The organism is Verminephrobacter aporrectodeae subsp. tuberculatae, from assembly GCF_026127385.1.
Classification (GTDB): Bacteria; Pseudomonadota; Gammaproteobacteria; order Burkholderiales; family Burkholderiaceae_C; genus Acidovorax; species Acidovorax aporrectodeae.
This window is the reverse complement of record NZ_QZCX01000003.1, coordinates 364526-389203: the sequence shown is the minus strand read 5'-3', so window position 1 is coordinate 389203 and position 24678 is coordinate 364526. Positions and strand designations below refer to the sequence as shown.

22 protein-coding genes are annotated in these 24678 nt (G+C 68.2%); 8 read left to right on the top strand and 14 right to left on the bottom strand.

What is annotated here, in order from left to right; translation table 11 throughout:
* Positions 1-7 precede the first annotated feature (7 nt).
* On the top strand, positions 8-1750 hold the full coding sequence (hutU, locus tag D5041_RS16810; RefSeq protein WP_265285267.1) for a urocanate hydratase: 1743 nt from the start codon (positions 8-10) through the stop codon (positions 1748-1750).
* A 25-nt stretch (positions 1751-1775) separates the two neighbouring features.
* Here the strand turns inward: hutU and ruvC are convergent, their stop codons facing one another.
* Together ruvC and D5041_RS16800 are read right to left on the bottom strand one after the other, a co-directional pair.
* Positions 1776-2324 carry a crossover junction endodeoxyribonuclease RuvC gene (gene ruvC / locus D5041_RS16805; RefSeq protein ID WP_265285266.1) on the bottom strand — a complete coding sequence of 183 codons (549 nt, stop codon included), beginning with the start codon at positions 2322-2324 and terminating at the stop codon, positions 1776-1778.
* Between the two features lie 26 nt (positions 2325-2350).
* Positions 2351-3631: an EAL and HDOD domain-containing protein gene (locus D5041_RS16800; protein WP_265256837.1), complete on the bottom strand. Its 1281-nt coding sequence runs from the start codon at positions 3629-3631 to the stop codon at positions 2351-2353.
* Positions 3632-4072: 441 nt separating this feature from the next.
* Between D5041_RS16800 and D5041_RS16795 the strand changes: the two genes are divergently transcribed.
* Positions 4073-5206, top strand: a complete 1134-nt coding sequence (locus D5041_RS16795; protein WP_265285265.1) for an acyltransferase family protein — start codon at positions 4073-4075, stop codon at positions 5204-5206.
* On the opposite strand, the gene D5041_RS16790 is transcribed toward D5041_RS16795, so the two are convergent.
* Positions 5126-5725, bottom strand: coding sequence for a cysteine hydrolase family protein (locus D5041_RS16790; protein WP_265285750.1), 600 nt, complete (start codon positions 5723-5725; stop codon positions 5126-5128). The genes D5041_RS16795 and D5041_RS16790 overlap by 81 nt on opposite strands.
* A 214-nt stretch (positions 5726-5939) precedes the next feature.
* Between D5041_RS16790 and D5041_RS16785 the strand changes: the two genes are divergently transcribed.
* Complete coding sequence (locus tag D5041_RS16785; protein ID WP_265285264.1) at positions 5940-6842, top strand: LysR substrate-binding domain-containing protein; 903 nt, start codon at positions 5940-5942, stop codon at positions 6840-6842.
* Positions 6843-6887: 45 nt separating this feature from the next.
* Here D5041_RS16785 and pgeF read toward each other — a convergent pair whose 3' ends face one another.
* Both pgeF and maiA read right to left on the bottom strand, forming a co-directional pair.
* The gene (gene pgeF / locus D5041_RS16780; protein WP_265285263.1) at positions 6888-7727 is read right to left on the bottom strand and encodes a peptidoglycan editing factor PgeF; all 840 of its coding nucleotides are present in this window, start codon (positions 7725-7727) and stop codon (positions 6888-6890) included.
* Between the two features lie 4 nt (positions 7728-7731).
* Positions 7732-8403, bottom strand: a complete 672-nt coding sequence (gene maiA, locus D5041_RS16775) for a maleylacetoacetate isomerase (RefSeq protein ID WP_265285749.1) — start codon at positions 8401-8403, stop codon at positions 7732-7734.
* Positions 8404-8578: 175 nt separating this feature from the next.
* On the opposite strand from maiA, the gene D5041_RS16770 reads away from it, so the two are divergent.
* Positions 8579-9277 (top strand): fumarylacetoacetate hydrolase family protein, encoded by a 699-nt coding sequence (locus D5041_RS16770; RefSeq protein ID WP_265285262.1) that lies wholly within the window; start codon positions 8579-8581, stop codon positions 9275-9277.
* A gap of 40 nt (positions 9278-9317) precedes the next feature.
* Complete coding sequence (locus D5041_RS16765; RefSeq protein WP_010100091.1) at positions 9318-9869, top strand: NUDIX hydrolase; 552 nt, start codon at positions 9318-9320, stop codon at positions 9867-9869.
* Between the two features lie 25 nt (positions 9870-9894).
* On the opposite strand, the gene ligA is transcribed toward D5041_RS16765, so the two are convergent.
* The 5 genes from ligA to D5041_RS16740 all read right to left on the bottom strand — a co-directional run bounded on the left by ligA (position 9895) and on the right by D5041_RS16740 (position 18298).
* On the bottom strand, positions 9895-11994 hold the full coding sequence (gene ligA, locus D5041_RS16760) for an NAD-dependent DNA ligase LigA (protein ID WP_265285261.1): 2100 nt from the start codon (positions 11992-11994) through the stop codon (positions 9895-9897).
* Between the two features lie 7 nt (positions 11995-12001).
* Positions 12002-13102: a cell division protein FtsZ gene (locus D5041_RS16755; RefSeq protein ID WP_265285260.1), complete on the bottom strand. Its 1101-nt coding sequence runs from the start codon at positions 13100-13102 to the stop codon at positions 12002-12004.
* Positions 13103-13118: 16 nt separating this feature from the next.
* Positions 13119-16646 (bottom strand): chromosome segregation protein SMC, encoded by a 3528-nt coding sequence (gene smc / locus D5041_RS16750; protein WP_265285259.1) that lies wholly within the window; start codon positions 16644-16646, stop codon positions 13119-13121.
* Positions 16647-16760: 114 nt separating this feature from the next.
* Positions 16761-17510, bottom strand: a complete 750-nt coding sequence (rlmB, locus tag D5041_RS16745) for a 23S rRNA (guanosine(2251)-2'-O)-methyltransferase RlmB (protein WP_265280805.1) — start codon at positions 17508-17510, stop codon at positions 16761-16763.
* Between the two features lie 86 nt (positions 17511-17596).
* Positions 17597-18298: an ABC transporter ATP-binding protein gene (locus D5041_RS16740; RefSeq protein WP_265285258.1), complete on the bottom strand. Its 702-nt coding sequence runs from the start codon at positions 18296-18298 to the stop codon at positions 17597-17599.
* Between the two features lie 14 nt (positions 18299-18312).
* Between D5041_RS16740 and D5041_RS16735 the strand changes: the two genes are divergently transcribed.
* Both D5041_RS16735 and D5041_RS16730 read left to right on the top strand, forming a co-directional pair.
* Positions 18313-18975 carry an arylesterase gene (locus tag D5041_RS16735; protein ID WP_407702290.1) on the top strand — a complete coding sequence of 221 codons (663 nt, stop codon included), beginning with the start codon at positions 18313-18315 and terminating at the stop codon, positions 18973-18975.
* An 82-nt stretch (positions 18976-19057) separates the two neighbouring features.
* Positions 19058-19651 (top strand): gamma-glutamylcyclotransferase, encoded by a 594-nt coding sequence (locus D5041_RS16730; RefSeq protein WP_265285257.1) that lies wholly within the window; start codon positions 19058-19060, stop codon positions 19649-19651.
* A gap of 59 nt (positions 19652-19710) precedes the next feature.
* Here D5041_RS16730 and D5041_RS16725 read toward each other — a convergent pair whose 3' ends face one another.
* The 3 genes from D5041_RS16725 to D5041_RS16715 form a co-directional block, all read right to left on the bottom strand.
* On the bottom strand, positions 19711-20274 hold the full coding sequence (locus D5041_RS16725; RefSeq protein WP_265285256.1) for a nucleotidyltransferase family protein: 564 nt from the start codon (positions 20272-20274) through the stop codon (positions 19711-19713).
* Between the two features lie 21 nt (positions 20275-20295).
* Positions 20296-20610 (bottom strand): HigA family addiction module antitoxin, encoded by a 315-nt coding sequence (locus D5041_RS16720; RefSeq protein ID WP_265256821.1) that lies wholly within the window; start codon positions 20608-20610, stop codon positions 20296-20298.
* A 63-nt stretch (positions 20611-20673) separates the two neighbouring features.
* A complete protein-coding gene (locus D5041_RS16715) occupies positions 20674-22770 on the bottom strand; it encodes a sodium-translocating pyrophosphatase (protein WP_265285255.1) in 2097 nt (698 codons plus the stop codon).
* A 236-nt stretch (positions 22771-23006) separates the two neighbouring features.
* Here D5041_RS16715 and ppa point away from each other — a divergent pair, with 236 nt between their 5' ends.
* On the top strand, positions 23007-23543 hold the full coding sequence (ppa, locus tag D5041_RS16710; RefSeq protein ID WP_265285254.1) for an inorganic diphosphatase: 537 nt from the start codon (positions 23007-23009) through the stop codon (positions 23541-23543).
* 55 nt (positions 23544-23598) lie between these two features.
* On the opposite strand, the gene D5041_RS16705 is transcribed toward ppa, so the two are convergent.
* The gene (locus tag D5041_RS16705; protein WP_265280801.1) at positions 23599-24678 is read right to left on the bottom strand and encodes a Gfo/Idh/MocA family protein; all 1080 of its coding nucleotides are present in this window, start codon (positions 24676-24678) and stop codon (positions 23599-23601) included.

Sequence of the window (24678 nt, the reverse complement as noted above, 5' to 3'; positions counted from 1 at the left end):
ACTCTCGATGAACGCAGCCGACTTGACCGGTGCCCGCGCGGGTTCCGCCACTCCCGATCCGCGCCATGACCCGACCCGCGTGATTCGCGCGCCACGCGGCAGCACGCTCAGCTGCAAGAGCTGGCTCACCGAAGCGCCGTTCCGCATGCTGCAAAACAACCTCGACGCCGAGGTGGCCGAACGCCCGCAGGACCTCGTGGTCTACGGTGGCATCGGCCGCGCCGCGCGCGACTGGGCCTGCTACGACCAGATCCTGGCGTCGCTGAAGGAACTCGAAGACGACGAGACGTTGCTCATTCAATCGGGCAAACCGGTCGGCGTGTTCAAGACGCACGAGAACGCACCGCGCGTGCTGCTCGCCAACTCGAACCTCGTGCCGCACTGGGCCAATTGGGAGCAGTTCAACGAACTCGACCGCCGGGGCCTTTTCATGTACGGCCAGATGACGGCTGGCAGCTGGATCTACATCGGCAGCCAAGGCATCGTGCAAGGCACCTTCGAGACCTTCACCGAAGCCGGTCGTCAGCATTACGGCAACAGCCTCGCGGGCCGGTGGATCCTCACGGCCGGCCTTGGCGGCATGGGCGGCGCGCAACCGCTCGCGGCCACGCTGGCGGGCGCGGCGTCGCTCACCATCGAGTGCCAGCAGACGCGCATCGACTTCCGCCTGCGCACGCGCTACGTCGACGAACAGGCGCGCAACGTCGACCATGCCTTGGAACTCATCGGGCAGCACTGCGACGCCAGGCAGGCCGTGTCCATCGCACTGCTCGGCAACGCGGCCGAGATCCTGCCGGAACTGGTCCGGCGCGCGCAGGCCGGGGGTCCCAAGCCCGACCTCGTGACCGATCAAACCTCCGCGCACGACCTGATCAACGGCTACCTGCCTGCGGGCTGGACCGTGCCGCAATGGCAGGCCGCGATGCAGAGCGCTGCGCAACACGGCGCGCTCAAGAAAGCGGCCGCCAAATCGTGCGCCGTGCACGTGCAGGCCATGCTCGACTTCCAGGCCATGGGCGTCCCCACGGTTGACTACGGCAACAATATCCGCCAAGTCGCCTTCGACGAGGGCGTGCAAAACGCCTTCGACTTCCCTGGCTTCGTGCCGGCCTACATCCGTCCGCTGTTCTGCGCAGGCAAGGGGCCGTTCCGCTGGGTCGCGCTCTCGGGCGACCCGCAGGACATCTACAGGACCGACGCCAAGATCAAGGAACTGTTCCCCGAGAACACCCACACGCACCGCTGGCTGGACATGGCGCGCGAGCGCATCGTCTTCCAGGGCCTGCCCGCACGCATCTGCTGGCTCGGCCTGGGCGAGCGCCACGTCGCCGGCCTGGCGTTCAACGCGATGGTGCGAAGGGGTGAACTGAAGGCGCCCATCGTCATCGGTCGCGACCACCTCGACACCGGCTCGGTCGCCAGCCCGAACCGCGAGACCGAGGCCATGCAAGATGGCACCGACGCCGTCAGCGACTGGCCGCTGCTCAATGCCCTGCTCAACACCGCGGGCGGCGCCACCTGGGTCAGCCTGCACCACGGCGGCGGCGTCGGCATGGGCTACTCGCAGCACGCGGGCGTGGTGATCGTTGCCGACGGAAGCGACGCGGCGGACAAGCGCATCGCGCGCGTGCTCTGGAACGACCCGGCGAGCGGCGTGATGCGCCACGCCGACGCGGGCTATGACAGCGCCATCGCGACGGCAAGAAAGCACCAGCTCAAGCTGCCGATGGTCCAGAAACCCGTGCCATGAGCACGCCACATGCGGCGGCAGCGCGTCAGTAGCTGCGCCCGCCCTTGTACATGGCGTGCTGGCGGCGGTTCAGCGTTGCGGCCGCGTCCAGGCGGCGCATGGCGGCGCCCGCGTGGGCGTGGGTGATGGCCAGGCCCAGGCCGTCGGCGGCGTCGGTGCCGGGCAAACCGGGCATCTGCAGCAGGCGGCGCGTCATCTCCTGCACCTGGCTCTTGGTGGCGCGGCCATGGCCGACCACGGCTTTTTTCATCTGCAGCGCGGTGTATTCCGCCACGGGCAAACGACTCGCCACCAGGGCCGTGATGCAGGCGCCGCGCGCCTGGCCGAGCAACAGGGTGGATTGCGGGTTGACGTTCACGAACACGATTTCCACCGACGCCGCATCGGGCTGGTAGCGTGCCACCACCTCGGTAATCCCGTCGAACAGGATTTTCAGGCGCCCGGGCAGGTTGCCCAACGCCAGCGTGGTGGTGCGGATGGTGCCGCTGGCCACATAGCTGAGCTTGTGGCCGTCCATGTCCACGACACCAAAGCCGGTGGTTTGCAGCCCCGGGTCGATACCAAGAATGCGCATTTGCTGACGGACTCAGGCGCGCGCCGCTAGACGTTCAGGCTCTCGGCCCATGTCAGGGCCTGCAGATGGGCCCAGTTCACCTGGCGGTTGGAAAGCTGCAGGGCATCGGTCGTCCGCGCAAACACCGCTTCGTCACCGCTTTCGCAGGCCTTGACCAATTCCAGAAACGGGGCAAAAACGCCGGTGCCGTGCAGCAGCGCGCCCATCACGGGTTCGGGCAGGGCCACGGATGCGAGGGCTTTTTCCAGCGGCATTCCGAGCATGCTGTCGAGCAGCGAGAACAGGCCCACCACGAAGGCGTTGTCGCACTCTTCGGGCGGCAGCAACTCGGCGGCGAGCAACTCCATCAAGCGTCCGCGCACCACGGCCGTCTGGCCCACGGCGGGTGGCGCTCCCCCGCCCCCGCGCGAGGTGGTCATCAGCAGGGCCGCCCAGCGGAACAGCTTGTTCAGGCCCAGGATCATCACGGCATGGCGAAACGAGGTGACCTCGCACGACAGACCAAACCCCGAAGAATTGATGAAGCGCAGCAGGTTGAAAGACAGGGAGGGGTCCTTCTTGAGCAACTCTTCGATCTCGGACGTGCTGGCCTGTTTGCGCACCAAGTTGATGAGTTGGATGATGGATGCCTGCGCGGGGCGGATCGTCGTCGCCTTGACCAGCGAAGGGCGGGCAAACCAATAGCCCTGGTACAGCTTCACGCCCAGCCTGCGCATGAGTTCGTACTGCTCGGCGGTTTCCACTTTTTCGGCGATCAGCATGGCCCTGCTGTGCGTGCTGATGAAGCTGATCAGGGGCCCGGCCTGCTCGGGTTTGACGGCCTGCAAGTCGAGTTTGATGAACGCCGCCAGCGGCAGCCAGCCGGTGTACGCGCGGCGCAGTGCCCGCTGGTCGAACGCCAGGCGAAAGCCGCGGGTGCGCAGCGCCTGCAGCGTCGGGATGCGGCCTTCGATTTCTGCGGGCGTGGAATCGTCGGGCAAGGGCGGGACTTCCAGCACCACCTTTTCGGGATGAATCAACTCCAGATGAGCGCCCAGGAGACTGTCGTGGGTGCAGTTGATGAACATGGTTTTCTTGCCGACCAGGGCCTCGGTGCCGGCGTATGAAAGCGCATTGAACAGCAGGGCGGCGTCGCTCGTCGCCGTGTGTGCGTTGCTCGCGGTGGAGCGGTCGAAGAGTTCGTAGCCGTAGACGGTGCGGTGTTCGTCCACGATGGCCTGGCGGGCGATGATGGCAAGGTTCTCGTCCACGGGTTCGAGCACGGGGGATGCGGTCTGCGGGGTGTCTTGTTCGGAACTGCTCGACATGGAAACCGCCGTGGTGAAGGACTGTGCGCAGATTTTAGACCCGCAGGCCCCCTGCATCGATTTCATTTCGTGCAACTTTTACCTTTGGCACCGGCCAGGGCCGGTTCGACCCGCGTTACCATCGCGCGCCCGCCATCGCGCACGTCCCCATCGGGCCAGCGGATGCAGCAGGGATGCGACCGCGTGCCATGCTCAGCCTGAACACGACCAGCAAAAAAGACTGCGCGCAAGCAAAGCGACAACAATTACCAGGAACTATGGAGACGGCCGAAGGCACGGTGAGCAGATGGATCGAAAACGCTTTCTTCATGGCGCCCGGATCGAAGCGCACGCGCAAGAGGGCAGGGGCTGGAGGCGTTCCGTCAGCACACAGCGCGTGCGCACGGTGCCCGCATCCGGCTTGAGCGCCGGGACGGCCCCCCGCCGACTCCGATCAACAGCATGAAGCCGGGCCCGCTGGACCCCACCGCGCACCGCACGCCATGGATCGACATGGTCAAGGGCTTGGCCTGCGCTGCCATCGTCTGGCACCACCTGGCCTCCTACGGGCCGATGTCGGACATCGCGTATCCCTTGGCCCCCGCATTGCTCACCTGCTTGCACGACTACGGGCGCATGGCCGTGCCGGTGTTCCTGGTGCTCGGCGGCTACCTGGCAGCGGCCAGCCTGGCGCCGCAAGGCGTGGCGCGCTTTGACCACGCCGGCCGCGCGCTCGCCCAACGCCTGGTGCGGTTGCTCGTGCCCTACGCGGTGGCGCTGCTGCTGGCGGTGCTGGCGGCCGCGCTGGTGCGGCCCTGGATGGCGCACCCCTCGGTGCCCGAGCCGCCCACCCTGGCGCAATTGCTGGCGAATGCCTTGCTGCTGCAAGACATCCTGGGCGAGGAGGCCTTGTCCGCCGGGGTCTGGTACGTGGCCATAGATTTCCAGTTGTTTGCGCTGAGCGTGCTCGTGCTGGCGGGCGCCCGGGCCTTGCCCGGCGCCTGGGCGCAGCGGTACCCGGCCGCTGTGGCGCAGGTGCTGATCGCAGCTGGCACGGCGGCCTCGCTGTGGGTGTTCAACCGCATCGCCGGGCTCGACGTCTGGGCACCGTACTTTGCCGGTGCCTACGGGCTGGGCATGCAGGCCTGTTGGGCCGTGCACGCGCCCCGGGCGCGGGGATGGCTGGCGGCCATCGTGTTGTTGGCAGGCGCCGCACTCGCGCTGGACTACCGCAGCCGCGTGGCCGTGGCCCTGGTCACTGCGCTGTGCCTGGTGCTGGCCATGCGCTCCCGGCGCGTACAGTCCTGGCGCGGGATCGCTGCGCTGGTGCGACTGGGCCGGATGTCCTACTCGGTCTTTCTGCTGCACTTTTCCGTCAGCCTGTTCGTCAGCGCGGTGTTCAGCCGCTGGTGGCCGACCTCGGCGGCGCTCAACGCGCTGGGCATGCTGCTGGCGTTCGTGCTCTCGCTGGCCGCCGGGCGCATCCTGTACCTGCGGGTCGAACGCCGTGCACCGTCATGGCCCACGGCCCTGCGCTGGCAGCTGGGGCTGCTGGGGGTCGGCCTGCTGGTGGCGAAGTCTGCCAGCTGGGCCTGATGGGGGCGCCTCCTGCGCAGTGCGCGTGATGCGTGCGAAGCGCTCCAGAATGAGCGTCGCATATTGGTGCATGGCGGCCTCGGAATGCGCGCGCACGGCGCGTGCCGCACAGGCATCTTCGACCAAGGCGAATCGGTAGCCACGGTGGTAGCCGTCGACAATCGTCGACAGGCAGCACATGCTGGTTCCATAGCCGATCACGACAAACTCATGGGCGGCGTGTTCCTGAACGAATTGACTGAAGGCGGGCGATGAAAAACAGGAGTAATTGCCTTTGGTGGCATGCGCCTCGCCGGGCTCCGGGGTGAAGCCATCGACGAAGTCCGAGGCATCGGATGCGGGGTTGAACATGCTGCCGTCCTGCAGGTGTTGCACATGCATGATCGGCCAGCCCGCCCGACGGGCAAACTGCAGCATGCGGTATGCGTTCTTCAGGGACGCGCCAATCGATTGGATATGGAATTCGCGGCCCGCCGTGGTGTATTCGCGTTGAATATCGATGGCGACAAGAGATTTCATGGAGTGCACGCAGGGAGTTTCATGGGATCAGATAAGGCCGGCACGTTCATGATTTGTCTTTCGTTTCCTTGCCGTTGTCGGGGCGACACACTATCCGGACGGGTCCGATCATGGCTTCCGAAGCCCGTGCGCACAAACGATCTTTCGGCATGCATTGCATGCTTGGAAGGAATGCAAAAAGCCCTGCATGGCGTGGCCTCAAGGAGAACACGAAGTGAGCAGACCCCTACCTCCCTTGGACTTGCTGGTCGGGTTCGAGGCCGCAGCCCGTTTGCTGAGCTTTTCAAAAGCGGGCGACGAGGTGTTCGTGACGCAATCGGCGATCAGTCGGCAGGTGAAAAAGCTGGAGGAATACCTGGGACTGGCCTTGTTCGAGCGGCAGCACCGGTCCCTGGTGCTGACGGAGTCGGGACGGGTGTTGTTCGAGGTCAGCGGCGAAGCCCTGGCGCGGCTTTCCACCACCGTGGAAAGCCTGCGCCGGGGTCAGAGCGAGCAGGGGGTCAGAATCTCCACCACGTCCTCTTTTGCAGCGCTGTGGCTTGTCCCGCACCTATCCCGTTTCAAGGCGCAATACCCGGACGTCGCGCTGCATGTTTCGGCGGACAACAGGGTGCGGGATCTCTCCCACGGGGGCGCTGACTTGGCGGTTCGCTACTGTGCGCCCGAGCAGGCAATGAGCGTTGAGCACGTGCTGCTTTCGGGAGAAGACGTCTTCCCGGTTTGCAGCCCTGCATTGCTGCGACGGCGGTCTCTGGCGCGCATCGAGGACCTGGGGCAGCACAGCTTGCTGCACCTGGAAGACACGCAAAACGCCTGGCCATGGTTGCAGTGGACGCACTGGATCAGGGCCGCTGGCGGGAATGCGCAGGCGCTGGATGCCGGGCTGCGATGGAGTCATTTCGATCAGCTGGTACAGGCTGCCGCGATGGGGTATGGCGTGGCCTTGGGCAGCGCGCCGCTGGTGAACCACCTGCTGCATGAGGGCCTGCTGGTGGCGCCACTGAGCCAGCGCGTGCCGAGTCCCAGATCCTTCTTTCTGCGCTACGGTGCGCGCCGGGATGCCGCTGTGGATGCCGTCGCGACCTGGTTGCAGGAAGCCCTCGGGCAAGGGGCATGAGCCAGGGCTGCTGCGCGTTGCTGGCAGGTCCCAAGCCGACCGGACTCAGCCGCGCCAGACGCAGGCGGCCAGGCGTCCGCTGCCGCCCTCAGTGCCGCCGCGCCGGTGCGAAAAGAAGCGTGCGGCGTGGGACACGGTGCACCAGGGCGGCGTGCCGTCGTTGCCGTACAGCGCGGTGATTCCCAGCGCGCGCAGCCGCAGCCGGGCCAGGCCGGCCAGGTCGCACAGATATTTGCCGGGGGCGTCGCGGTGCGCCGCAAAGCATGCTTGCGCGGCGGGGTTGGCGCTGCAGAACGCGCTGCGCACCTCGGCGCCGACCTCGAAGGCGTGCGCGCCGATGCAGGGGCCGAGCCAGGCCAGGGTGTCTGCGGCGACTGCGGCGGGGGGGCTGGCATGGGACTCCTGCACCAGAGCGCAAAAATGCCTGAAAACCGATTCCAGCACCCCCTGCACGCCGTTCCCCGCCAGGCCGCGCCAGCCGGCGTGCGCGGCAGCCACCACGGCGCCCGAGCGGTGCGCCAGCAGCACCGGCAGGCAATCGGCGACCAGGATGGTGCAAACCGTGCCGGGCGTGCGGCTGACGCAGGCGTCGGCCGCGCTGCCGTCGGGGCTGTGGCTGTCCAGACGCGCCACGGCGACGCCATGCACCTGCCGCAGGAACACCGCCCGGGCCGCCGGCGTGCGCGCCTGCAGGGCCGTTTGCAGCGTGCGCCGGTTGGCCTGCACCGCAGCGCCGTCGTCGCCGACATGGTCGCCGAGGTTCAGGCTGTCGTAGGGCGGCAGGCTGACGCCGCCGGCGCGCGTGGTGCACAGCGCGTGCACGCCCGGCGGCGCGTGCCAGTCGGGGACGAGCCAATCGGCCTGGGGTTCGGTCGTGGGCAGCATGGGTTCAGCCCGGCTCGCTGTCCGGGCAGGCCGAGGGCTGCGCCTTGCGGAACGCGGGCAGCGCCATGCAGGCGTGGAACACGTCCATGGTGCGCGGCAGGCCGTCCAGGGACAGGTTCAGGCGCTGGCCGTTGAAAATCTGCGGCACCAGGCAGCAGTCGGCCAGCGTGGGCTGCGCGCCCCAGCACAGCACCGAGGGCGCCAGGCCCTGGGCGGCGCGCTCGCGCGCGAACAGCGCGAGCTGGCGCTCGAAGGCCTCGAGCCCGCTGCGCACCCAGTGCTGGCCCCAGGCGTTCCGGGCCTCTTCGTCCACCCCGAGCGTGCGCGCCAGGTACTTGCGCACGCGCAGATTGTTCAGCGGATGGATCTCGCAGGCCACCATCTGCGCCAGCGCGCGCACGCGGGCGCGCTCGATCGGGGGGGCGGGCAGCAGGGCCGGGCTGGGGCAGGTCTCGTCGAGGTATTCGATGATCGCCATGGATTGCGCCAGCGCCGCGCCATCGTCGGTCACGAGCAGGGGCACCAGCGCGTCGCCCACGCGGCTGGCGAATTCGGGCGCCTTGTGCTCGCCCTGGATGAGGTGCAGCGCAAGGTAGTCGAAGTCCAGCCCCTTGATCTGCAGCGCGATGCGCACGCGAAACGAGGCCGAGGAGTGGTGGTAGTTGTAGAGCTGCATGGGGAGGGAGCGCGCCCAGTGGATTGGCGCGTCGAGCCAGTCAGAGCCGTTTGCGCTGCGCGCCAGTGTAGCCACCCCGGGATCCATGGGCGCAGCGCACGTCCATGGCACACTGCCACACCCCGGGTCGGTGCAAGGCTCGGGAATCCGCGTGATCGAACAAAGAAAGGCCCCCATGAGCAGCTATGTGTTCTCGCCCGCGCCCGTGGTCAGCGTGCCCGTGCTGGGCCGCAGCGAGCGTTTTCCCGTGCACCGCGTGTACTGCGTGGGCCGCAATTACGAGGAGCATGCGCGGGAGATGGGCGGCAGCGGCCGCGAGCCGCCGTTCTTCTTCATGAAACCCGCCGACGCCGTCGTGGTGTTCGGCGCCGGCGAAACCGGCCCGTGGCCCTATCCCGACCGCACGGCGAATCTGCACCACGAGATCGAGCTCGTGGTGGCCATCGGCAAGGGGGGCCGCAACATCCCGGCGGTCGACGCGCCGCAGCATGTCTACGGCTACGCCGTGGGCCTGGACATGACGCGCCGCGACCTGCAAAACGAGATGAAGAAACAGGGCCGGCCCTGGTGCATCGCCAAGGGCTTTGACGCCAGCGCGCCCATCGGCCCCATCACCCCGGTGGAGCAGGCCGCCGGGGTGGAGCAGGCGGCCATCTGGCTGCGGGTCAACGGCGCCGAGCGCCAGCGCAGCAACGTGGCGCAGCTGATCTGGAGCGTTGCCGAGACCATCGCGCATCTGTCCACGGCCTGGGCCCTGCAGCCCGGCGATCTGATCTACACCGGCACCCCCGCGGGCGTGGGCGCCGTGCAGCGCGGCGACACGCTTGAGGGCGGCGTTGACGGCCTGAGCGCGCTGCGCCTGTGCGTGCGCTGAGGTGGCAGCGCCACCCGGTCCAATCCATACAAAAACCGGCATGACCTACCGCAATCCCATCCAATATTGCCGCGCCTGCGGCGCCTCCGTGGCCTATCGCCTGCCCGACGATGGCGACACCAGACAGCGCGCGGTATGCCCCGCCTGCGGCACCGTGCATTACGAGAATCCGCTCAACGTGGTGGGAACGGTGCCGGCGCTGCCCGATGGGCGCGTCCTGCTGTGCAAGCGCAACATCGAGCCGCGCCGGGGCAAGTGGACGCTGCCGGCGGGCTTTATGGAGTTGGACGAGACCACGTCCGAGGGCGCGGCGCGCGAGACCGACGAGGAGGCCGGCGCGCAGATCGAGATGGGGCCGCTATTCAGTCTGCTGAATGTGCGCGGCGTGGGCCAGGTGCATCTGTTCTACCGCGCCACGCTGCTCAGCGATCGCTTCAACCCGGGCACGGAGACCATCGAGGCGCGCTTGTTCGCCGAGGAGGAGGTGCCCTGGGACGAGATTGCATTCCGCACGGTCCGGGAGACGCTGGTGCGCTATTTTGCCGACCGCAAGACCGGCGCCATGGGAATGCACTGCATCGATATCGAATGAACGCAGGGCCGGCGGGAAAAAGCCGTCAGCCTTGCGCGCCCGGGCTGGACAGCAGCGCCAGCATGCCGGCCTCGTCGAGCACCGCAATGCCCAGTTCCTGCGCCTGGGCCAGCTTGCTGCCCGCGTTTTCGCCGGCGACGACGTAGCTGGTTTTCTTGCTCACCGATCCCGTGACCTTGGCGCCTGCGGCTTCGAGCAGGTCCTTGGCCGCGTCCCGGCCCAGGGTGGGCAGGGTGCCGGTGAGCACCACGGTTTTGCCGGCCAGCGCCTGGGGCGCGCGCTCGGCCGGCGGCGCCTCCGGCCAGTGGACGCCGCAGGCGCGCAGCTGCGCCACCACCTCGCGGTTGTGCGCTTGCTGGAAGAAGCTGTGCAGGCTCTGCGCCACCACAGGGCCCACGTCGTTGACTTGCAGCAGTTGCTCCTCGCTGGCGTTCATGATGGCGTCGAGCGTTCCGAAGTGGCGCGCGAGGTCCTTCGCCGTGGCCTCGCCCACGTGGCGCAGCCCCAGGCCGAAGAGGAAGCGTGGCAGCGTGGTTTGTTTCGATTTTTCGAGCGCGGCGAGCAGGTTCTGCGCCGATTTTTCGGCCATGCGCTCGAGCGCGCTCAGCGGCTCCAGGTCCAGGCGGTACAGGTCGGGCAGGCTGCGGATCAGCCCTGCGTCCACGAGTTGATCGACCAGCTTGTCGCCCAGGCCCTCGATGTCCATGGCGCGGCGCGCGGCGTAGTGCAGGATCGCCTCCTTGCGCTGCGCGGCGCAAAACAGGCCGCCGGTGCAGCGGTGGTTGGCCTCGCCCTTCTCGCGCAGCACGGCGCTGCCGCAGACCGGGCACTGCGTGGGCATGCGGAAGTTGGCAACGTAGGCCGGGCGTTTGCCGGGCAGGACGCTGACCACTTCGGGGATGACGTCGCCCGCGCGCCGCACGATCACGCCGTCACCCACGCGCAGCTGCTTTTTGCGGATCTCGAACAGGTTGTGCAGCGTGGCGTTGGTCACCGTCACCCCGCCGACGAATACCGGGTCGAGCCGCGCCACGGGCGTGAGCTTGCCGGTGCGGCCGACCTGCACGCCGATTTCCTGCACGCGCGTGCGCATCTCCTGCGCCGGGTACTTGTGCGCCACGGCCCAGCGCGGCTCGCGGGTCTTGAAACCCAGGTCGCGTTGCAGCCGCAGCGAATTCACCTTGTAGACCACGCCGTCGATGTCGTAGGGCAGCGCGCCGCGGCTGGCGCCCATGCGTTCGTGGAAGGCCACCAGCTGCGCTGCGCCGAGCGCAATCTGCACCTGCGTTGCAACCGGGAAACCCCAGGATTGCAGGGCCTGCAGCAGCGCGGAATGCGTGTCGAACACCGGGCCGCCTGCGCTGGCCGGGGTGATGGCGCCCAGGCCGTAGGCGAAAAAGCGCAGGGGTCGCCGGGCCGTGATGCCGGAGTCGAGCTGGCGCACGGCACCCGCGGCCGCGTTGCGCGGGTTCACGAAGGTCTTGCCGCCCTGCGCGCGCTGGCGTTCGTTGAGCGCGTCGAATTCGGCGCGCCGCATATACACCTCGCCGCGCACTTCGAGCAGCGGCGCGACGCCGTCGGGCAAGGTCTGCGGTATCTGCCGGATGGTGCGGATGTTGTGCGTCACGTCCTCGCCCACTTCGCCGTCGCCGCGCGTCGCGGCCTGCACGAGGCGGCCGTTTTCGTAGCGCAGGCTCATCGCCAGGCCGTCGAACTTGGGCTCGGCCAGGTATTCGATGGGCGGGTCGGATTCGGCCAACCCGAGTTCGCGGCGCACGCGGGCGTCAAAGGCCTGCGCGCCGCTGGCCCCGGTGTCGGTTTCGGTGTGGATGCTGAGCATGGGCAGCGCGTGGCGCACGGGGGCCAGCCCCTCGAGCACCGCGCCGAGCACGCGCTGCGTGGGGGAGTCGGGGCGGACGAGATCGGGGTGCGCGGCCTCCAGCGTCTGCAGTTCGCGGAATGCGCGGTCGTATTCGGCGTCGGGGACGCTGGGCGCGTCGAGCACGTGGTACTGGTGCGCCCAGTGCTGGAGCTGCTCGCGCAGCGCCCTGATCCGGGTCGCTGCCTGCGCCCGGGTGGAGGCGGGGTCCGGGCTCCCGGTGGGGGTGGGGGGGGATTCGTTCATGGGGTCTTCAGCTGAACAGGCGCCGCGCGAGCACCGAGCCCGCTGACAGATCGTGGCCGTCGAGTTGGTCGTAGAGCAGTTCCAGGTCGGCGGCAATGGGGTCCATGGCCATGCTCGGCAGCGGCTGGCCGTTCTGGTCGCAGAGCACGCCGTCCATGGCCGTGCACAGCGCCTGCGCCACGCTGCGCAGGCGCACGAAGGGCTGCTCGGCGCGCTGCACCTGCGCCACGTCCAGGCTCAGCGTGAGCTCGCGGATTGCGGACTGCTCCGGGTCCTCGGCCAGCGCGGCCTGGGTGTCGTAGCCCAGCGTGAGCAGCGGCGGCAGACCCTGCGCGCTGGCGGGCAGCACGAGCCGGCCGGGCAGGACGCCGGGAACGAAGCCCAGGCGCGCGGCGTTCTGCTGCACGTAGCCGGGGCTCCAGGCGGCTTGGTGCGCGCGCAGCATGAACGCGAGCTGCGCGTCGTGCGCGCTGGCGAATTGGTCGAGCTCGCGCGCGCGGGCCACTTCCTGCAGCATGTCGGGAAAGTCCGGCGCGGCGTTGATGGCGTCGGCGAACGCCTGCGCCTTGACGACGAACTCGGAGAATTCGATTTCGTTGAGCGCGCCCGTGCGGTTCGCCAGCTGCACCCCGGCCTGGAAGCTCTGGTAGCGCCCGCCGGGCGCGGGGGGCTCCCACTGCTGCGTGGCCGCGTTCAGTCCCTCGACGGCAAAGGGCTTGCTGCCCGCGCGGCGCGTGGGCGGCAGCGCGGCGAGCGCGGCCTCGCCCGAGACCCACTGCTCGGGCAGCAGCGGGGCGATGACGTCGATGAGCGGGTCGAGCCGGGAGCGGCGCTCCTGGGGGAGTGGGGTGAACGCGGGCAGTGGCCGCGCCGCGTCGCCGGCTGCGCTGTGCTGCGCGGGTTCGGGGTCGCCATCGAACGCATGGAATCGATCCGGCGGCGCGGCGCCGTCGGGGTCGTTTTCCTGGTGCAGGGCCGGCTCCGCGCGGGGTCCCTGCTGCTGCGCGCGCCGGGGGGTGTTGCGCCACGTACTCCAGCTGTTGTAGGCCACGATGAGCGCCAGCAGGATGCCGCCGACGATGGCCAGACTCAGTTGCAATGTGCTCACGGGGGCTCCGGTGGGTTCAGGCGTCGGCCATGGACAGCGCGGATTCCATGTCCACCGCCACGATGCGCGACACGCCCTGCTCCTGCATGGTCACGCCAATGAGTTGTTCGGCCATTTCCATGGCGATCTTGTTGTGGCTGATGAACAGGAACTGGGTCTCGCGGCTCATGCTGGTGACCAGCCGAGCGTAGCGCTCGGTGTTGGCGTCGTCCAGCGGTGCGTCGACTTCGTCGAGCAGGCAAAACGGCGCGGGGTTGAGTTGGAAGATGGCAAACACCAGCGCGATCGCGGTCAGCGCCTTTTCGCCGCCGGACAGCAGGTGGATGGTCTGGTTCTTCTTGCCCGGCGGCTGCGCCATCACCTGCACGCCGGAGTCGAGAATCTCGTCGCCGGTGATGATGAGCTTCGCCTGGCCGCCGCCGAACAGCTCGGGGAACATGCGGCCGAAGTGCGTGTTCACCGTCTCGAAGGTGCCCGAGAGCAGTTGGCGCGTTTCGGCGTCGATTTTGCGGATCGCGTCTTCCAGCGTGTTCATGGCCTCGGTGAGGTCGGCCGTCTGCGCGTCCAGGAAGGCCTTGCGCTCGCGCGCCATGTTCAGCTCGTCGAGTGCGGCCAAGTTCACCGCACCCAGCGCGGCGATCTCGCGCTGCAGGCGTTCGATTTCGCCCTGCAGGCCGCCTGCGCGCACGCTGGCGTCGGTGATGGACCGGGCAAGGGCCTCCAGGTCGGCCTGCGCCTCGGTGAGCAGCGTGCCGTATTGCTCCAGGCTCAGGCGCGCGGCCTGTTCCTTGAGCTGGAATTCGGTGATGCGCGTGCGCAGGGGGTCGAGCGCATGCTCGATCTGCATGCGGCGTTCGTCGCTGGCGCGCAGCCGGGTGGTGAGTTCGTCGTATGCGCTGCGCTGGGCGGCGAGGTCTTTTTCGCGCTCCAGCTTCAGCGCGAGCGCCTGTTGCAGCCCGCCCCGGGCGGCGGCGTCGGACAGTTGCTCCAATTCGGCGCGGGCGCGCTGCTGCTCGTCGGCCAATGTGCCGGCCTGCTGCGTGGCGGTCTCGATGGCGCGCGCGAGTTCGGCGCGCCGCGCCTGCAGGCTGCGCTGCGCGAAGCTGGCTTCCTGCTCCTGGCGTTCGAGCGCGCGCTGCTGCTCGCGGCACGCCGCGAGGGCGCGCTCGGCCTGGATCACGCGCTCGCCGAGCTGCGCTTCGCGCTCCTGGTTGTCGGCCAGTTGCATATCGAGTTCTTCGAAGCGCGCCTCGGCGCCCACGCGGCGCTCGTGCAGGTCGGTCAACTGAGCCTGCACCTCGGCCAGATCGGAGTCGATCTGCGCGCCGCGCGCGCGCGTCTGCTCGGTCAGCTGGCTCAGGCGCAGGGTCTCGACCTGCAGCGCATGCGCGCGGCTCTGCGCCTCGGAGGCTTCGCGGCGTGCCAGCACGAGCTGCTGCGCGGCGCTGGCGCAGGCAGCCTCGGCGCGCACCAGCGCGCTGCGCGATTCTTCGGCGATCAGCGCCTGCGCGCGCAGTTCCTTCTCCAGGTGCTCGATCTCCTGCGCGCGCGCGAGCAGGCCGGACTGCTCGGAGTCCGGCGCGTAAAAGCTCACGCCGTGCGCGCTCACGGCGTGGCCTGCGGGAACGAAAACCGCCTCGCCCGGTTGCAGCGTGGCGCGGCGCTGCAGGGCTTCGTCGAGCGTGCCGGCGGTATGGCAGCCCTGGAGCCAGTCGGTCAGCACGGCGCGCAGGCCGCTGTCCTGAAGGCGCAGCAGGTCGGACAGGCGGGCGGGCTGCTGCGCAGCGGGTTCGGGCGCGCCCGCCGCCGGCGCGCTGTAGAACGCCAGCCGCGCGGGCGGTGCGTCGCTGCCGCTTGCGCCGAGAAAGCCGCGCACCATCTCCAGGCGGCTGATTTCGAGCGCGCCCAGGCGCTCGCGCAGCGCGGCCTCGAGGGCGTTCTCCCAGCCGGGTTCGATGTGGATGCGGCTCCACAGACCCGGCAGGCCGTCGAGCCCCTGCCGGGCCAGCCAGGGGCGCAGCTTGCCGTCGGTCTGGACCTTTTCCTGCAGCGCCCTGAGCGCCTCCATGCGCGCGCCGAGCTCGGTCTGGCGCGCGCCCTCGGTGTTCACGGCCTCTTGGCGCGTGCGGCGCTCGGCTTCGAGCCGGGGAACGGACTCCTGTAGCCCGGCCAGATGGGCGTCGGCGCTTGCGGCCAATTCCCGGGCTTCTTCGAGCTGGCCGCGCAGGCTCGTCAGGCGCGCATCGTCGGGCGCGTCCAGGGCATTGCGCTCGGCGCGCAGGCGTTCGCAGCGGCCGTCGAACCCGCGGCTTTGCTCGTCGATTCCGCGCTGCTCGGCGGCCAGCACCTGGATCTGCTGCTGCACCTGCACCACGGCGCTGCGCTGCGTGTCGGCGCGGCCCTGCGCCTGGCGCAGGGCGTCCTCCAGGCCGGGCAGTTGCAGGGCCTGCTCCTCGAGCTGCGCGGCGAGCAGCGTGGCGCGCTCCTCGGCGTCCACCCCGGCGCCGGCCAGGTTTTCCAGCTCGGCGTCGGCCTCCTCCTGGCGCGCCGACCATTGGGCGATCTGCCCGGCCAGCGTGGCCAGGCGTTGCTCCACGCGCTGGCGGCCCTCGACCACGTAGCGAATCTCGGCCTCGAGCCGCCCGACCTCGGCCGTGGCCTCGTAGAGCCGGCCCTGGGCCTGGTTCACCTGCTCGCCCGCCGCGTAGTGCGCCTGCCGGACCGTCTCCAGATCGGATTCGAGCGCGCGCAGCTCGGCCATGCGCGCTTCCAGGTCGTTGACCGCCTGCAGGCCGTCCAGGCGCACCCGGGTCTGCTCGGCCTCGGCCTCGGCACGCTTCAGAAACCATTGCTGGTGCTGCCGGAGCGTGGCCTCGGCTTGCAGGCCGTTGTATCTGGCGGCCACCTCGGCCTGCTTTTCGAGTTTTTCGAGGTTTGCGCCCAGCTCGCGCAAGATGTCCTCGACCCGCGTGAGGTTCTCGCGCGTGTCCGCAAGGCGGTTCTCCGTCTCGCGCCGGCGCTCCTTGTACTTGGAGACGCCTGCGGCCTCTTCGAGGAACAAGCGCAGTTCCTCCGGGCGCGACTCGATGATGCGGCTGATCGTTCCCTGCCCGATGATGGCGTAGGCGCGCGGGCCCAGGCCCGTTCCCAGGAACACGTCCTGCACGTCGCGGCGGCGCACGGGCTGGTTGTTCAGGTAGTAGCTGCTGCTGCCGTCGCGCGTGAGCACGCGGCGCACGGCCACCTCGCCGTACTGGCCCCATTGGCCGCCGGCGCGGTGGTCGGAGTTGTCGAACACCAGTTCCACGCTGGCGCGGCTGGCCTGCTTGCGCGTGGTGGTTCCGCTGAAGATCACGTCCTGCATCGACTCGCCGCGCAACTCGCTGGCCTTGCTTTCGCCGAGCACCCAGCGCACTGCGTCCATGATGTTCGACTTGCCGCAGCCGTTTGGCCCGACCACGCCCACCAACTGCCCGGGCAGCATGAAGTTGGTGGGTTCGGCGAAGGACTTGAAGCCGGAAAGTTTGATCGAGGTGAGGCGCACGGGGCAGGGGGCTGGCGGAGGGGGACGCGGCGCCGGACGCGCGCTACGCGCCGGTGACCGGGCGCGATGATACCCGCCCTGCCTTCCAGGCGGGCGCGAGACCACCGGGCGCATTCAGGAGCGCTGGCGCAGGGCTTCGTACAGGCACACGCCGCTGGCCACCGACACGTTCAGGCTCTCGACCGCGCCCTGCATGGGAATGCGCACCAGCTCGTCGCAGGTCTTGCGCGTGAGCTGGCGCAGGCCACCGCCCTCGGCGCCCAGCACCAGCGCCACGGGGCCCCGGAGGTCGGCCTGGTACAAGGTTTTGGACGCATCGTCGCTGGCCCCCAGACACCAGATGCTGCGCTCTTGCAACTCGCCGAGCGTGCGCGCGAGGTTGGTGACCATGAAGTAAGGCATGGTCTCGGCGGCGCCGCTGGCCACTTTGGCCACGGTGGCGTTCAGGCCCGCGGCATGGTCCTTGGGCGCGATGACGGCGTGCGCCCCGGCCCCGTCGGCGACGCGCAGGCAGGCGCCCAGGTTGTGCGGATCGGTGACTCCGTCGAGCACCAGCAGCAGCGGCGCTGGCCCGGTGCCGGCGGCTTCGAGGTCTTCCAGCAGTTCGTCGAGCGAGGTGACTTGCGCCATGGGCTGCACGCGCGCGGCCACCCCCTGGTGACCATGGTTGCCCGCGAGCTTGGCGATGCGCAGGCCGTCGGTCTCGATCAGGCGGACGCCGGCCGCGCGCGCGCGCTCGAGAAACTGGCGCATGCGGGCGTCGCGCCGCGTGGCCTCGTGGTAGATCTCGATGATCGATTGCGGCGCGGTCTTCAGACGCACGCCCACGGCGTGAAAGCCGAAAAGAACTTTGGGGCTGGGCATGGGGCGATTATCCGCGGGCGGCAGACGAGGCCCTCACGAAGCTATGAATTTCATAGCTTCGGAGCGAAGCCGCGCAGGCGTCCGAATCAAACGATGCGCCCGGCGTCGATGGTGATGCGCCGCTCGCAGCGGGCGGCAATCGCGTTGTCGTGCGTGACCAGCACCAGCGTCGTGCCCTGCTCGCGGTTGAGCGCGAACATGAGCTCCATGATGCTGCCCCCGGTGGCAAAGTCGAGGCTGCCGGTGGGCTCGTCGGCGAGCAGCACGGCCGGTTGCAGCACGAAGGCCCGCGCGAGTGCCACGCGCTGCTGCTCGCCCCCCGACAGCACCCGGGGGTAGTGCGCGAGGCGCTGGCCCAGGCCCACGCGGGCCAGCATGTCGCAGGCGGCCTGGCGCGCGTCGCGGCGGCAGGCCAACTCCAGCGGCAGCATCACGTTCTCCAGCGCCGTGAGGTTGCGCATGAGTTGAAAGCTCTGAAACACAAAGCCCAGCTTCTGCGCACGCAGGGCGGCGCGCGCGTCCTCATCGACGGCAAAAAGGTCCTGGCCGTCGAGCCGCACCGTGCCCTGCGTGGGGGTGTCCAGGCCCGCGATGATGGACAGCAGCGTGCTCTTTCCCGACCCCGACGCGCCCACGATGGCCGCGGTTTCCCGGGGGAACAGAAGCAGATCGATATCCCGCAGAATATCGAGTGTTCCGGTGGAATCCGTCACCGATTTGCAGACCCGCTCCACGGCAATGATGGGCGTGGCAGACGGGGTCTCGGGTGGCGGAAAGGATTGGGACATGAAAGGCTTTCACGTTGATTGACGAACTGCATCGGCGCCACTTTATTGTGCGCGCTGCCGCCGGCCTGCTGGCGTGGCACGGCGCCGGCGCCACGGCCCAGGCCCCGGCAGCGCCCCGTGCCCCGGTGATTCTGGTGTTGGGCGACTCGCTCAGCGCCGAATACGGTCTGGCGCGCGGAACCGGTTGGGTGGCCTTGCTGGAAAAGCAACTGGCTGAGGAAAAACCGGGCGCCAGGGTGTTCAACGCCAGCGTGAGCGGCGAGACCACGTCGGGCGGCCGTTCGCGCCTTGCGGCCCTGCTGGCGCAGCACCGGCCCAGCCTGGTGCTGATCGAACTGGGCGCGAACGATGCCCTGCGGGGACTGCCGCTGAAAAATACCGAAGAGAACCTGGACTGGATGACGCAGACGGCGCAACAGGCTGGCGCGCAAGTCCTGCTGCTGGGAATGCAGATACCGCCCAACTACGGCGCCGACTACGCCAAGCGCTTTGCGCACCTGTTCGCCGCGGTGGCGCAGACCCGCAAGGCCGCCCTGGTGCCCTTTTTGCTTGCGGGGGTGGCCGACGCTGCGGACCCGGCGCGCCTGTTCCAGCCCGACCGCATGCACCCGCGCGCCGAGGCGCAGCCGCAAATGCTGGCCAATGTATGGCCGCAACTCAGGAAACTGCTGCGCTGAGACGCGCCCGGGGTCTGCACGCCGGGTGGTGTGGCTGGGGGCCTGCGATGACTGGAGTGCCTATGCCGATTGGAGTGCTCGCATGACAAATCTTCCCGTGCCCTTTCGGGACCCGGCCCCGATGCTCGAACGTGCGCTCCAGGACTGGGGCGGTCACGCGGATCTGTGGGTGTTCGGCTACGGCTCCCTCATCTGGCGCCCCGATTTTGACTACGCCGAGCGCCGCGCGGCCAAGGTGCATGGCTGGCATCGGGCGCTCAAGATGTGGAGCCGCGTCAACCGGGGCACGCCGCAGTGCCCGGGCCTGGTATTTGGCATGCTCTCGGGCGGCAGTTGCCGGGGCATGGTGTTTCGCGTGGACAGGCGGGATGGCCGGCAGGTCATGATCGACCTGTGGCAGCGCGAGATGGTGACCGCCGTGTATGACCCGCGCTGGCTCAGCTGCCAAACCCTCCACGGCCCCGTGCGCGCGCTGGCCTTCACCTTGTCGCGCAAGAGTCCCCAGCACGCGGGCGAGTTGCCTGACCATGAGTACCTCCGCATCTTTGAGCAGGCCTGCGGCCGCTTCGGCAGCACGCGCGCCTATGCGCAGACCACCTTTGACGCGCTGCGCAAGCACGGAATCCATGACCGGGCGTTGGCGCGACTGATTGCACTGACCCGGACAGAGGCATAGGGGGGGGCCCTTCGCTCATTGCTGCGCGGTGGGTGCAATCTGCACCAGGGGCGGTCTCGTCAGCGGCTCCGGCGCGCGGTAAATCGCTGCGCTGCGTGCTCCAGGTCCTGCACGGTGTCCACGTCGGTGACCGTGCCCTCGTCTCGCACCTCCACCCACTGCACCCGACCCTGCTGCGCATGCTTGTGCAGCACGCCGGCGGCGCCCTGTTCGCCCGCCAGGCTGAGCAGGTCTTGCCGGCACTGCGCAGCAAACCCCACCGGGTGACCGCGTGCGCCGTGGTGCACGGGGGCTGCCACGGCGCAGTGCTGCAGCGCGTCCGCCACGGTGCGCAGCGTCTCGGGCTGGATCAGCGGCAGATCGCCGGGCAGCACCAGCCAGCCGCTTGCCGTGGCTGTTGCGCGGACCGCAGCCGCAATCGAATCGCCCATGCCCGGGTGGCCCAGGTCTTCCACATGCCAGGCCAGGCCGCTGGCGCGCACGGCGGCCAAGGTGTGCTCGAGCACCGGCTGGCCGTGGAGTAGCGCACGCAGCTTGTGCCCCGCACCGCCCGACGCCGCAAAGCGCTCCCCCCGGCCCGAGGCCAGAACCAGCACCACGGCAGCCGGGTTGTTGCACGACATGGAGAGGGAGGCAGCCGCGTGTCACGCCGAAACGGTTTTCTCGACCGGCGCGCGCTGGACCTGCGGCGCAGCCTTCTGCCGTGCCTGCCAGAGGTCATAGGCGGCCTGACCGGCCATCCATACATCGGCCAGGCCGCCGCGTGCGACACCCAGCCAGGCCTCGATGCGCAGCGCCATTTCAGGGGAAATGGCAGCGTGCCCATTGAGTACCCGCGAGAGTGCGGAACGCGTGACGCCAAGCTGCTGCGCAGCCTGGGTCACGCTCAGGCCGAGCGCAGGCAGTACGTCTTCGCGCAGCGTTGCGCCGGGGTGCGGTGGATTGAACATGCGGCTCATGAAAACTCCTGGTGATGGTTTTGGTAGTTGAGCAGCATGGCATGGGGCCGTCGAAGCGAAAAGTCAGCCGCCGTGGAGTCGGACGACCAGCGGCACGATCAGCAGCGCGACGATGTTGATGATCTTGATCAGCGGATTGATCGCCGGACCTGCCGTGTCCTTGTAAGGGTCGCCCACGGTGTCGCCGGTGACGGCCGCCTTGTGCGCCTCGCTGCCCTTGCCACCGTGGTGGCCGTCTTCGATGTATTTCTTGGCGTTGTCCCACGCGCCGCCGCCGGTGCACATGCTGATGGCCAGGAACAGGCCGGTGACGATGGTGCCCATCAGCAGGCCGCCGAGCGCCCTCGGGCCCAGCGCCAGCCCGACCACGATGGGGACCACCACGGGCAGCAGGCTGGGGAGCACCATCTCCTTGATGGCGGCGCTGGTCAGCATGTCCACGGCCTTGCCGTACTCGGGTTTGCCGCTGCCGTCCATGATCCCCGGGATGCTGCTGAACTGGCGGCGCACCTCCACCACCACGGCGCCGGCCGCGCGGCCCACGGCCTCCATGGCCATGGCGCCGAACAGGTAGGGGATGAGTCCGCCGATGAACAGCCCGACGATGACCAGCGGGTCCGACAGATCGAACGCGACGCTCAGGCCATGGCTTTCGAGCTTGTGCGTGTAGTCGGCAAACAGCACCAGGGCGGCAAGGCCTGCGGAGCCGATGGCGTAGCCCTTGGTGACGGCCTTGGTGGTATTGCCCACGGCGTCCAGCGGGTCAGTGATCTCACGCACGCTGCCGGGCAGTTCGGCCATTTCAGCAATGCCGCCTGCGTTGTCGGTGATCGGGCCGTAGGCGTCGAGCGCCACCACGATGCCGGCCATGCTCAGCATGGCCATGGCCGCCACCGCGATGCCATACAGCCCCGCGAGCTGGTGGGCCGACAGGATGGCCAGGCAGACGAAGAGCACCGGCCAGGCCGTGGAGCGCATCGACACGCCCAGGCCCGCAATGATGTTCGTTCCGTGCCCCGTGGTCGATGCCTGCGCGATGTGCCGCACGGGCGCGTACTGCGTGCCGGTGTAGAACTCGGTGATCCACACCAGCGCGGCCGTGAGCGCCAACCCCGTGGCGCAGGCGCCGAACAGCCGCATCTGGCTGCCGCTGGCATGGATGGCGTCGTCCGGAATGATCCATGCCGTGACGAAGTAGAACGCAATCAGCGACAGCAGACCCGCGATCGCCAGGCCCCGGTACAGCGCGGGCATCACGTTCCTCGTGCCCGGCGGGGCCTTGACGAAGAAGCAGCCGACGATGGACGCGACGATGGACACGGCCCCCAGCGCCAGCGGGTACAGCGCGGCGTGGACCGGGGCGCTCGTCACCAGCAGAGCGCCCAGCACCATGGTGGCGATCAGCGTCACCGCGTAGGTCTCGAACAGGTCCGCGGCCATTCCGGCGCAGTCGCCGACGTTGTCGCCCACGTTGTCCGCGATCACCGCCGGGTTGCGCGGGTCGTCTTCGGGAATTCCTGCCTCTACCTTGCCCACCAGGTCTGCGCCGACGTCGGCGCCCTTGGTGAAGATGCCGCCGCCCAGGCGGGCAAAGATGGAGATCAGCGACGAGCCGAAGGCAAATCCGATCAGCGGATCGAGCAGGGTCGCGAGCTGCGCCGTGGGCGTGAGGCGGCCATTGCCCGCGAGAAACCAGTAGAAGGCCGTGACGCCCAGCAAACCCAGCCCCACCACCAGCATGCCGGTGATCGCGCCGCCACGGAAGGCCACGTCCAGCGCCGGGCCGATGCCCTGCGTTGCGGCCTGCGCGGTGCGCACGTTCGCGCGCACCGAGACGTTCATGCCGATAAAGCCGCAGGCGCCCGAGAGGACGGCGCCGACCACGAAGCCCATGGCCGTGGCGCCGTCCAGAAAGATGCCGATGAGGATGGCCAGCAGCACGCCGACGCCGGCAATGGTCCGGTACTGGCGCGCGAGGTAGGCCGCAGCACCCGCCTGGATGGCGGCCGCGATCTCCTGCATGCGGGCATTTCCCGGGTCCTTGGCAAGAATCCAGCCCCTGGCCCAGACGCCGTAGGCCACGGCAATGAGTCCGCAGACCAGGGCCAGGAGGAGGGTGGACGTGAGCGGGGGGGATGTGAGTGCTGAACCTGCGACCATTCAAAGCTCCTTCGGGTGTGTTGCACGGAGGGGGCCAACGCATCGGTGGCACATCCCCGCTGCGTTGCTTCCTCGTGCCCTGAGCCTGCAGAGCCGATTGGCCAACGGCGCGAATTTACCGCCGATCGTCAGCAAACCCACAGGGGCATGCCCCTAGAATCAGGGTTAATCCCGATGCCGGTGCGGCGCGCGGCACGCATTGCGGGTTGCCTTTTCAAACCACGTTTCAACGAGACATGTCCCTCAACAACGTTACCCCCGGCAAGAACGCCCCAGAGATCTTCAACGTCGTCATCGAAATTCCGATGAACGCCGACCCGATCAAGTACGAAGTCGACAAGGAGTCGGGCGCGATCTTCGTGGACCGCTTCATGACCACGGCCATGCACTACCCCTCGAACTACGGCTATGTGCCGCAGACGCTGTCGGGCGACGGCGACCCGGTGGACGTGCTGGTGATCACCCCGTACCCGCTGTTTCCCGGCGTGGTCGTTGCCTGCCGTCCCCTGGGAATTCTGCTGATGGAAGACGAAGCCGGGGTGGACGGCAAGATACTGGCCGTGCCCACCGACAAGGTGCTGCCCATCTACTCCCACTGGCAAAAGGTGGAAGACGTGAACCCGATGCGCCTGAAGGCCATCAGCCACTTCTTCGAGCACTACAAGGACCTGGAAGCCGGCAAGTGGGTGAAGGTACTGGGCTGGGAAGGCCTGGACGCCGCGAAGAAGGAAATCACCGATGGCATCGAGAACTTCAGGAAGCGCAAGGCCTGAGATCGCGCGCAGAACCCACACCGCCGAGCGTCGCGTACAGCCACAGGCTCAGCGGTCATCGCATGAGGGCGATCATTTCCCGGAAAAGCTTGAGGTCCTCGGTTGCGTCGGCTATTGAGCACTTCGGCGGAGTGCCTTGGACGATATGCTCATGAAACGCCCGCCACTCCGCCGCAAATGCATCGTTGCGCGTCGGAAAGCTCGTGCCTGTGGATACGCCAAAGGGCGGCACAGTCCGCGTTGTGACCAACTTGGCCGCTTGATGGCGAATGTAAGGCGAGTCGAATTCGACCCTCAGTACGCGCGAAGGCTGAAACACTTCGATTTTCGCGTCCATCCTGGTGATTTGATCGAGCCCGACCTCCAAGTGGCATACGAATTCTCCATAGTCAAATGCCGCGGTGATCCAGCGTCCGCCATGGTGCTGCTTTGCGTAGAGGACTCCAGACGGTGCTCCAATCAACTCACGCATCGCCGATGTGTCGTGGCTTGCGAGACCCAGCATCAACCCGTAGGCTCGCGCGAGAGGACCGCTGTCCACGCCTATTTCGGATTGATGGGCGCGAGCAAGCTTCCGAAGACCCGCGTCACGAACATCTTTTGCAATATCGTCGGCCCGCGCAACGATCCGCGAAGTGCTGTCGACATACGACGCGTTGGGCCCGATGATGTCGCACACACGCGCCAGCGTGGTCGGCTCGCTGCGATCGCGCAAAGCCTGTACGGCCTCGATAAACGCCGGCGCGTGTCGGCGCATGTAGCCCACCTGCACGATGACGCCGCATTCCCCTTCAGCCGTGAGTAGTGCCTCTGCCTCGTCCCGCGTGACACAGACGGGCTTCTCGATCAGAACGTGCTTTCCCCCACGCATGGCCATCAAGGCTGCATCGGCATGCCAGGCATCAGGATTGGCAATCACCACTGCATCGACCTGCTTGTCAGCCACCAGAGACTCAAGGGCAGAATGTCTGCTGGCCTCTGGCCAAGCGGTCGCCGTACCATTCAAGGCTTTCGCACTGACGTCGTGAAACGCGGTGACCTCAAACAGGTCTGGTAATTCACGCAGAGTAGGAAGGTGCAATAGTTGAGTTACTTCGCCACACCCGATGAAGCCGACGCGAATTCGTTTGTTCAT

Bases quoted from the DNA above. Each gene is read 5' to 3' on its own strand.
- D5041_RS16765 (WP_010100091.1), top strand. From the start codon at position 9,318: ATGACCTACCGCAATCCCATCCAATATTGCCGCGCCTGCGGCGCCTCC.
- D5041_RS16705 (WP_265280801.1), bottom strand. From the start codon at position 24,678: ATGAACAAACGAATTCGCGTCGGCTTCATCGGGTGTGGCGAAGTAACT.
- D5041_RS16730 (WP_265285257.1), top strand. From the start codon at position 19,058: ATGACAAATCTTCCCGTGCCCTTTCGGGACCCGGCCCCGATGCTCGAA.
- pgeF (WP_265285263.1), bottom strand. From the start codon at position 7,727: ATGCTGCCCACGACCGAACCCCAGGCCGATTGGCTCGTCCCCGACTGG.
- rlmB (WP_265280805.1), bottom strand. From the start codon at position 17,510: ATGCCCAGCCCCAAAGTTCTTTTCGGCTTTCACGCCGTGGGCGTGCGT.
- D5041_RS16790 (WP_265285750.1), bottom strand. From the start codon at position 5,725: ATGAAATCTCTTGTCGCCATCGATATTCAACGCGAATACACCACGGCG.
- ppa (WP_265285254.1), top strand. From the start codon at position 23,007: ATGTCCCTCAACAACGTTACCCCCGGCAAGAACGCCCCAGAGATCTTC.
- hutU (WP_265285267.1), top strand. From the start codon at position 8: ATGAACGCAGCCGACTTGACCGGTGCCCGCGCGGGTTCCGCCACTCCC.
- D5041_RS16795 (WP_265285265.1), top strand. From the start codon at position 4,073: ATGAAGCCGGGCCCGCTGGACCCCACCGCGCACCGCACGCCATGGATC.
- D5041_RS16725 (WP_265285256.1), bottom strand. From the start codon at position 20,274: ATGTCGTGCAACAACCCGGCTGCCGTGGTGCTGGTTCTGGCCTCGGGC.
- ligA (WP_265285261.1), bottom strand. From the start codon at position 11,994: ATGAACGAATCCCCCCCCACCCCCACCGGGAGCCCGGACCCCGCCTCC.
- ruvC (WP_265285266.1), bottom strand. From the start codon at position 2,324: ATGCGCATTCTTGGTATCGACCCGGGGCTGCAAACCACCGGCTTTGGT.
- D5041_RS16740 (WP_265285258.1), bottom strand. From the start codon at position 18,298: ATGTCCCAATCCTTTCCGCCACCCGAGACCCCGTCTGCCACGCCCATC.
- D5041_RS16770 (WP_265285262.1), top strand. From the start codon at position 8,579: ATGAGCAGCTATGTGTTCTCGCCCGCGCCCGTGGTCAGCGTGCCCGTG.
- D5041_RS16715 (WP_265285255.1), bottom strand. From the start codon at position 22,770: ATGGTCGCAGGTTCAGCACTCACATCCCCCCCGCTCACGTCCACCCTC.
- maiA (WP_265285749.1), bottom strand. From the start codon at position 8,403: ATGCAGCTCTACAACTACCACCACTCCTCGGCCTCGTTTCGCGTGCGC.
- D5041_RS16720 (WP_265256821.1), bottom strand. From the start codon at position 20,610: ATGAGCCGCATGTTCAATCCACCGCACCCCGGCGCAACGCTGCGCGAA.
- D5041_RS16800 (WP_265256837.1), bottom strand. From the start codon at position 3,631: ATGTCGAGCAGTTCCGAACAAGACACCCCGCAGACCGCATCCCCCGTG.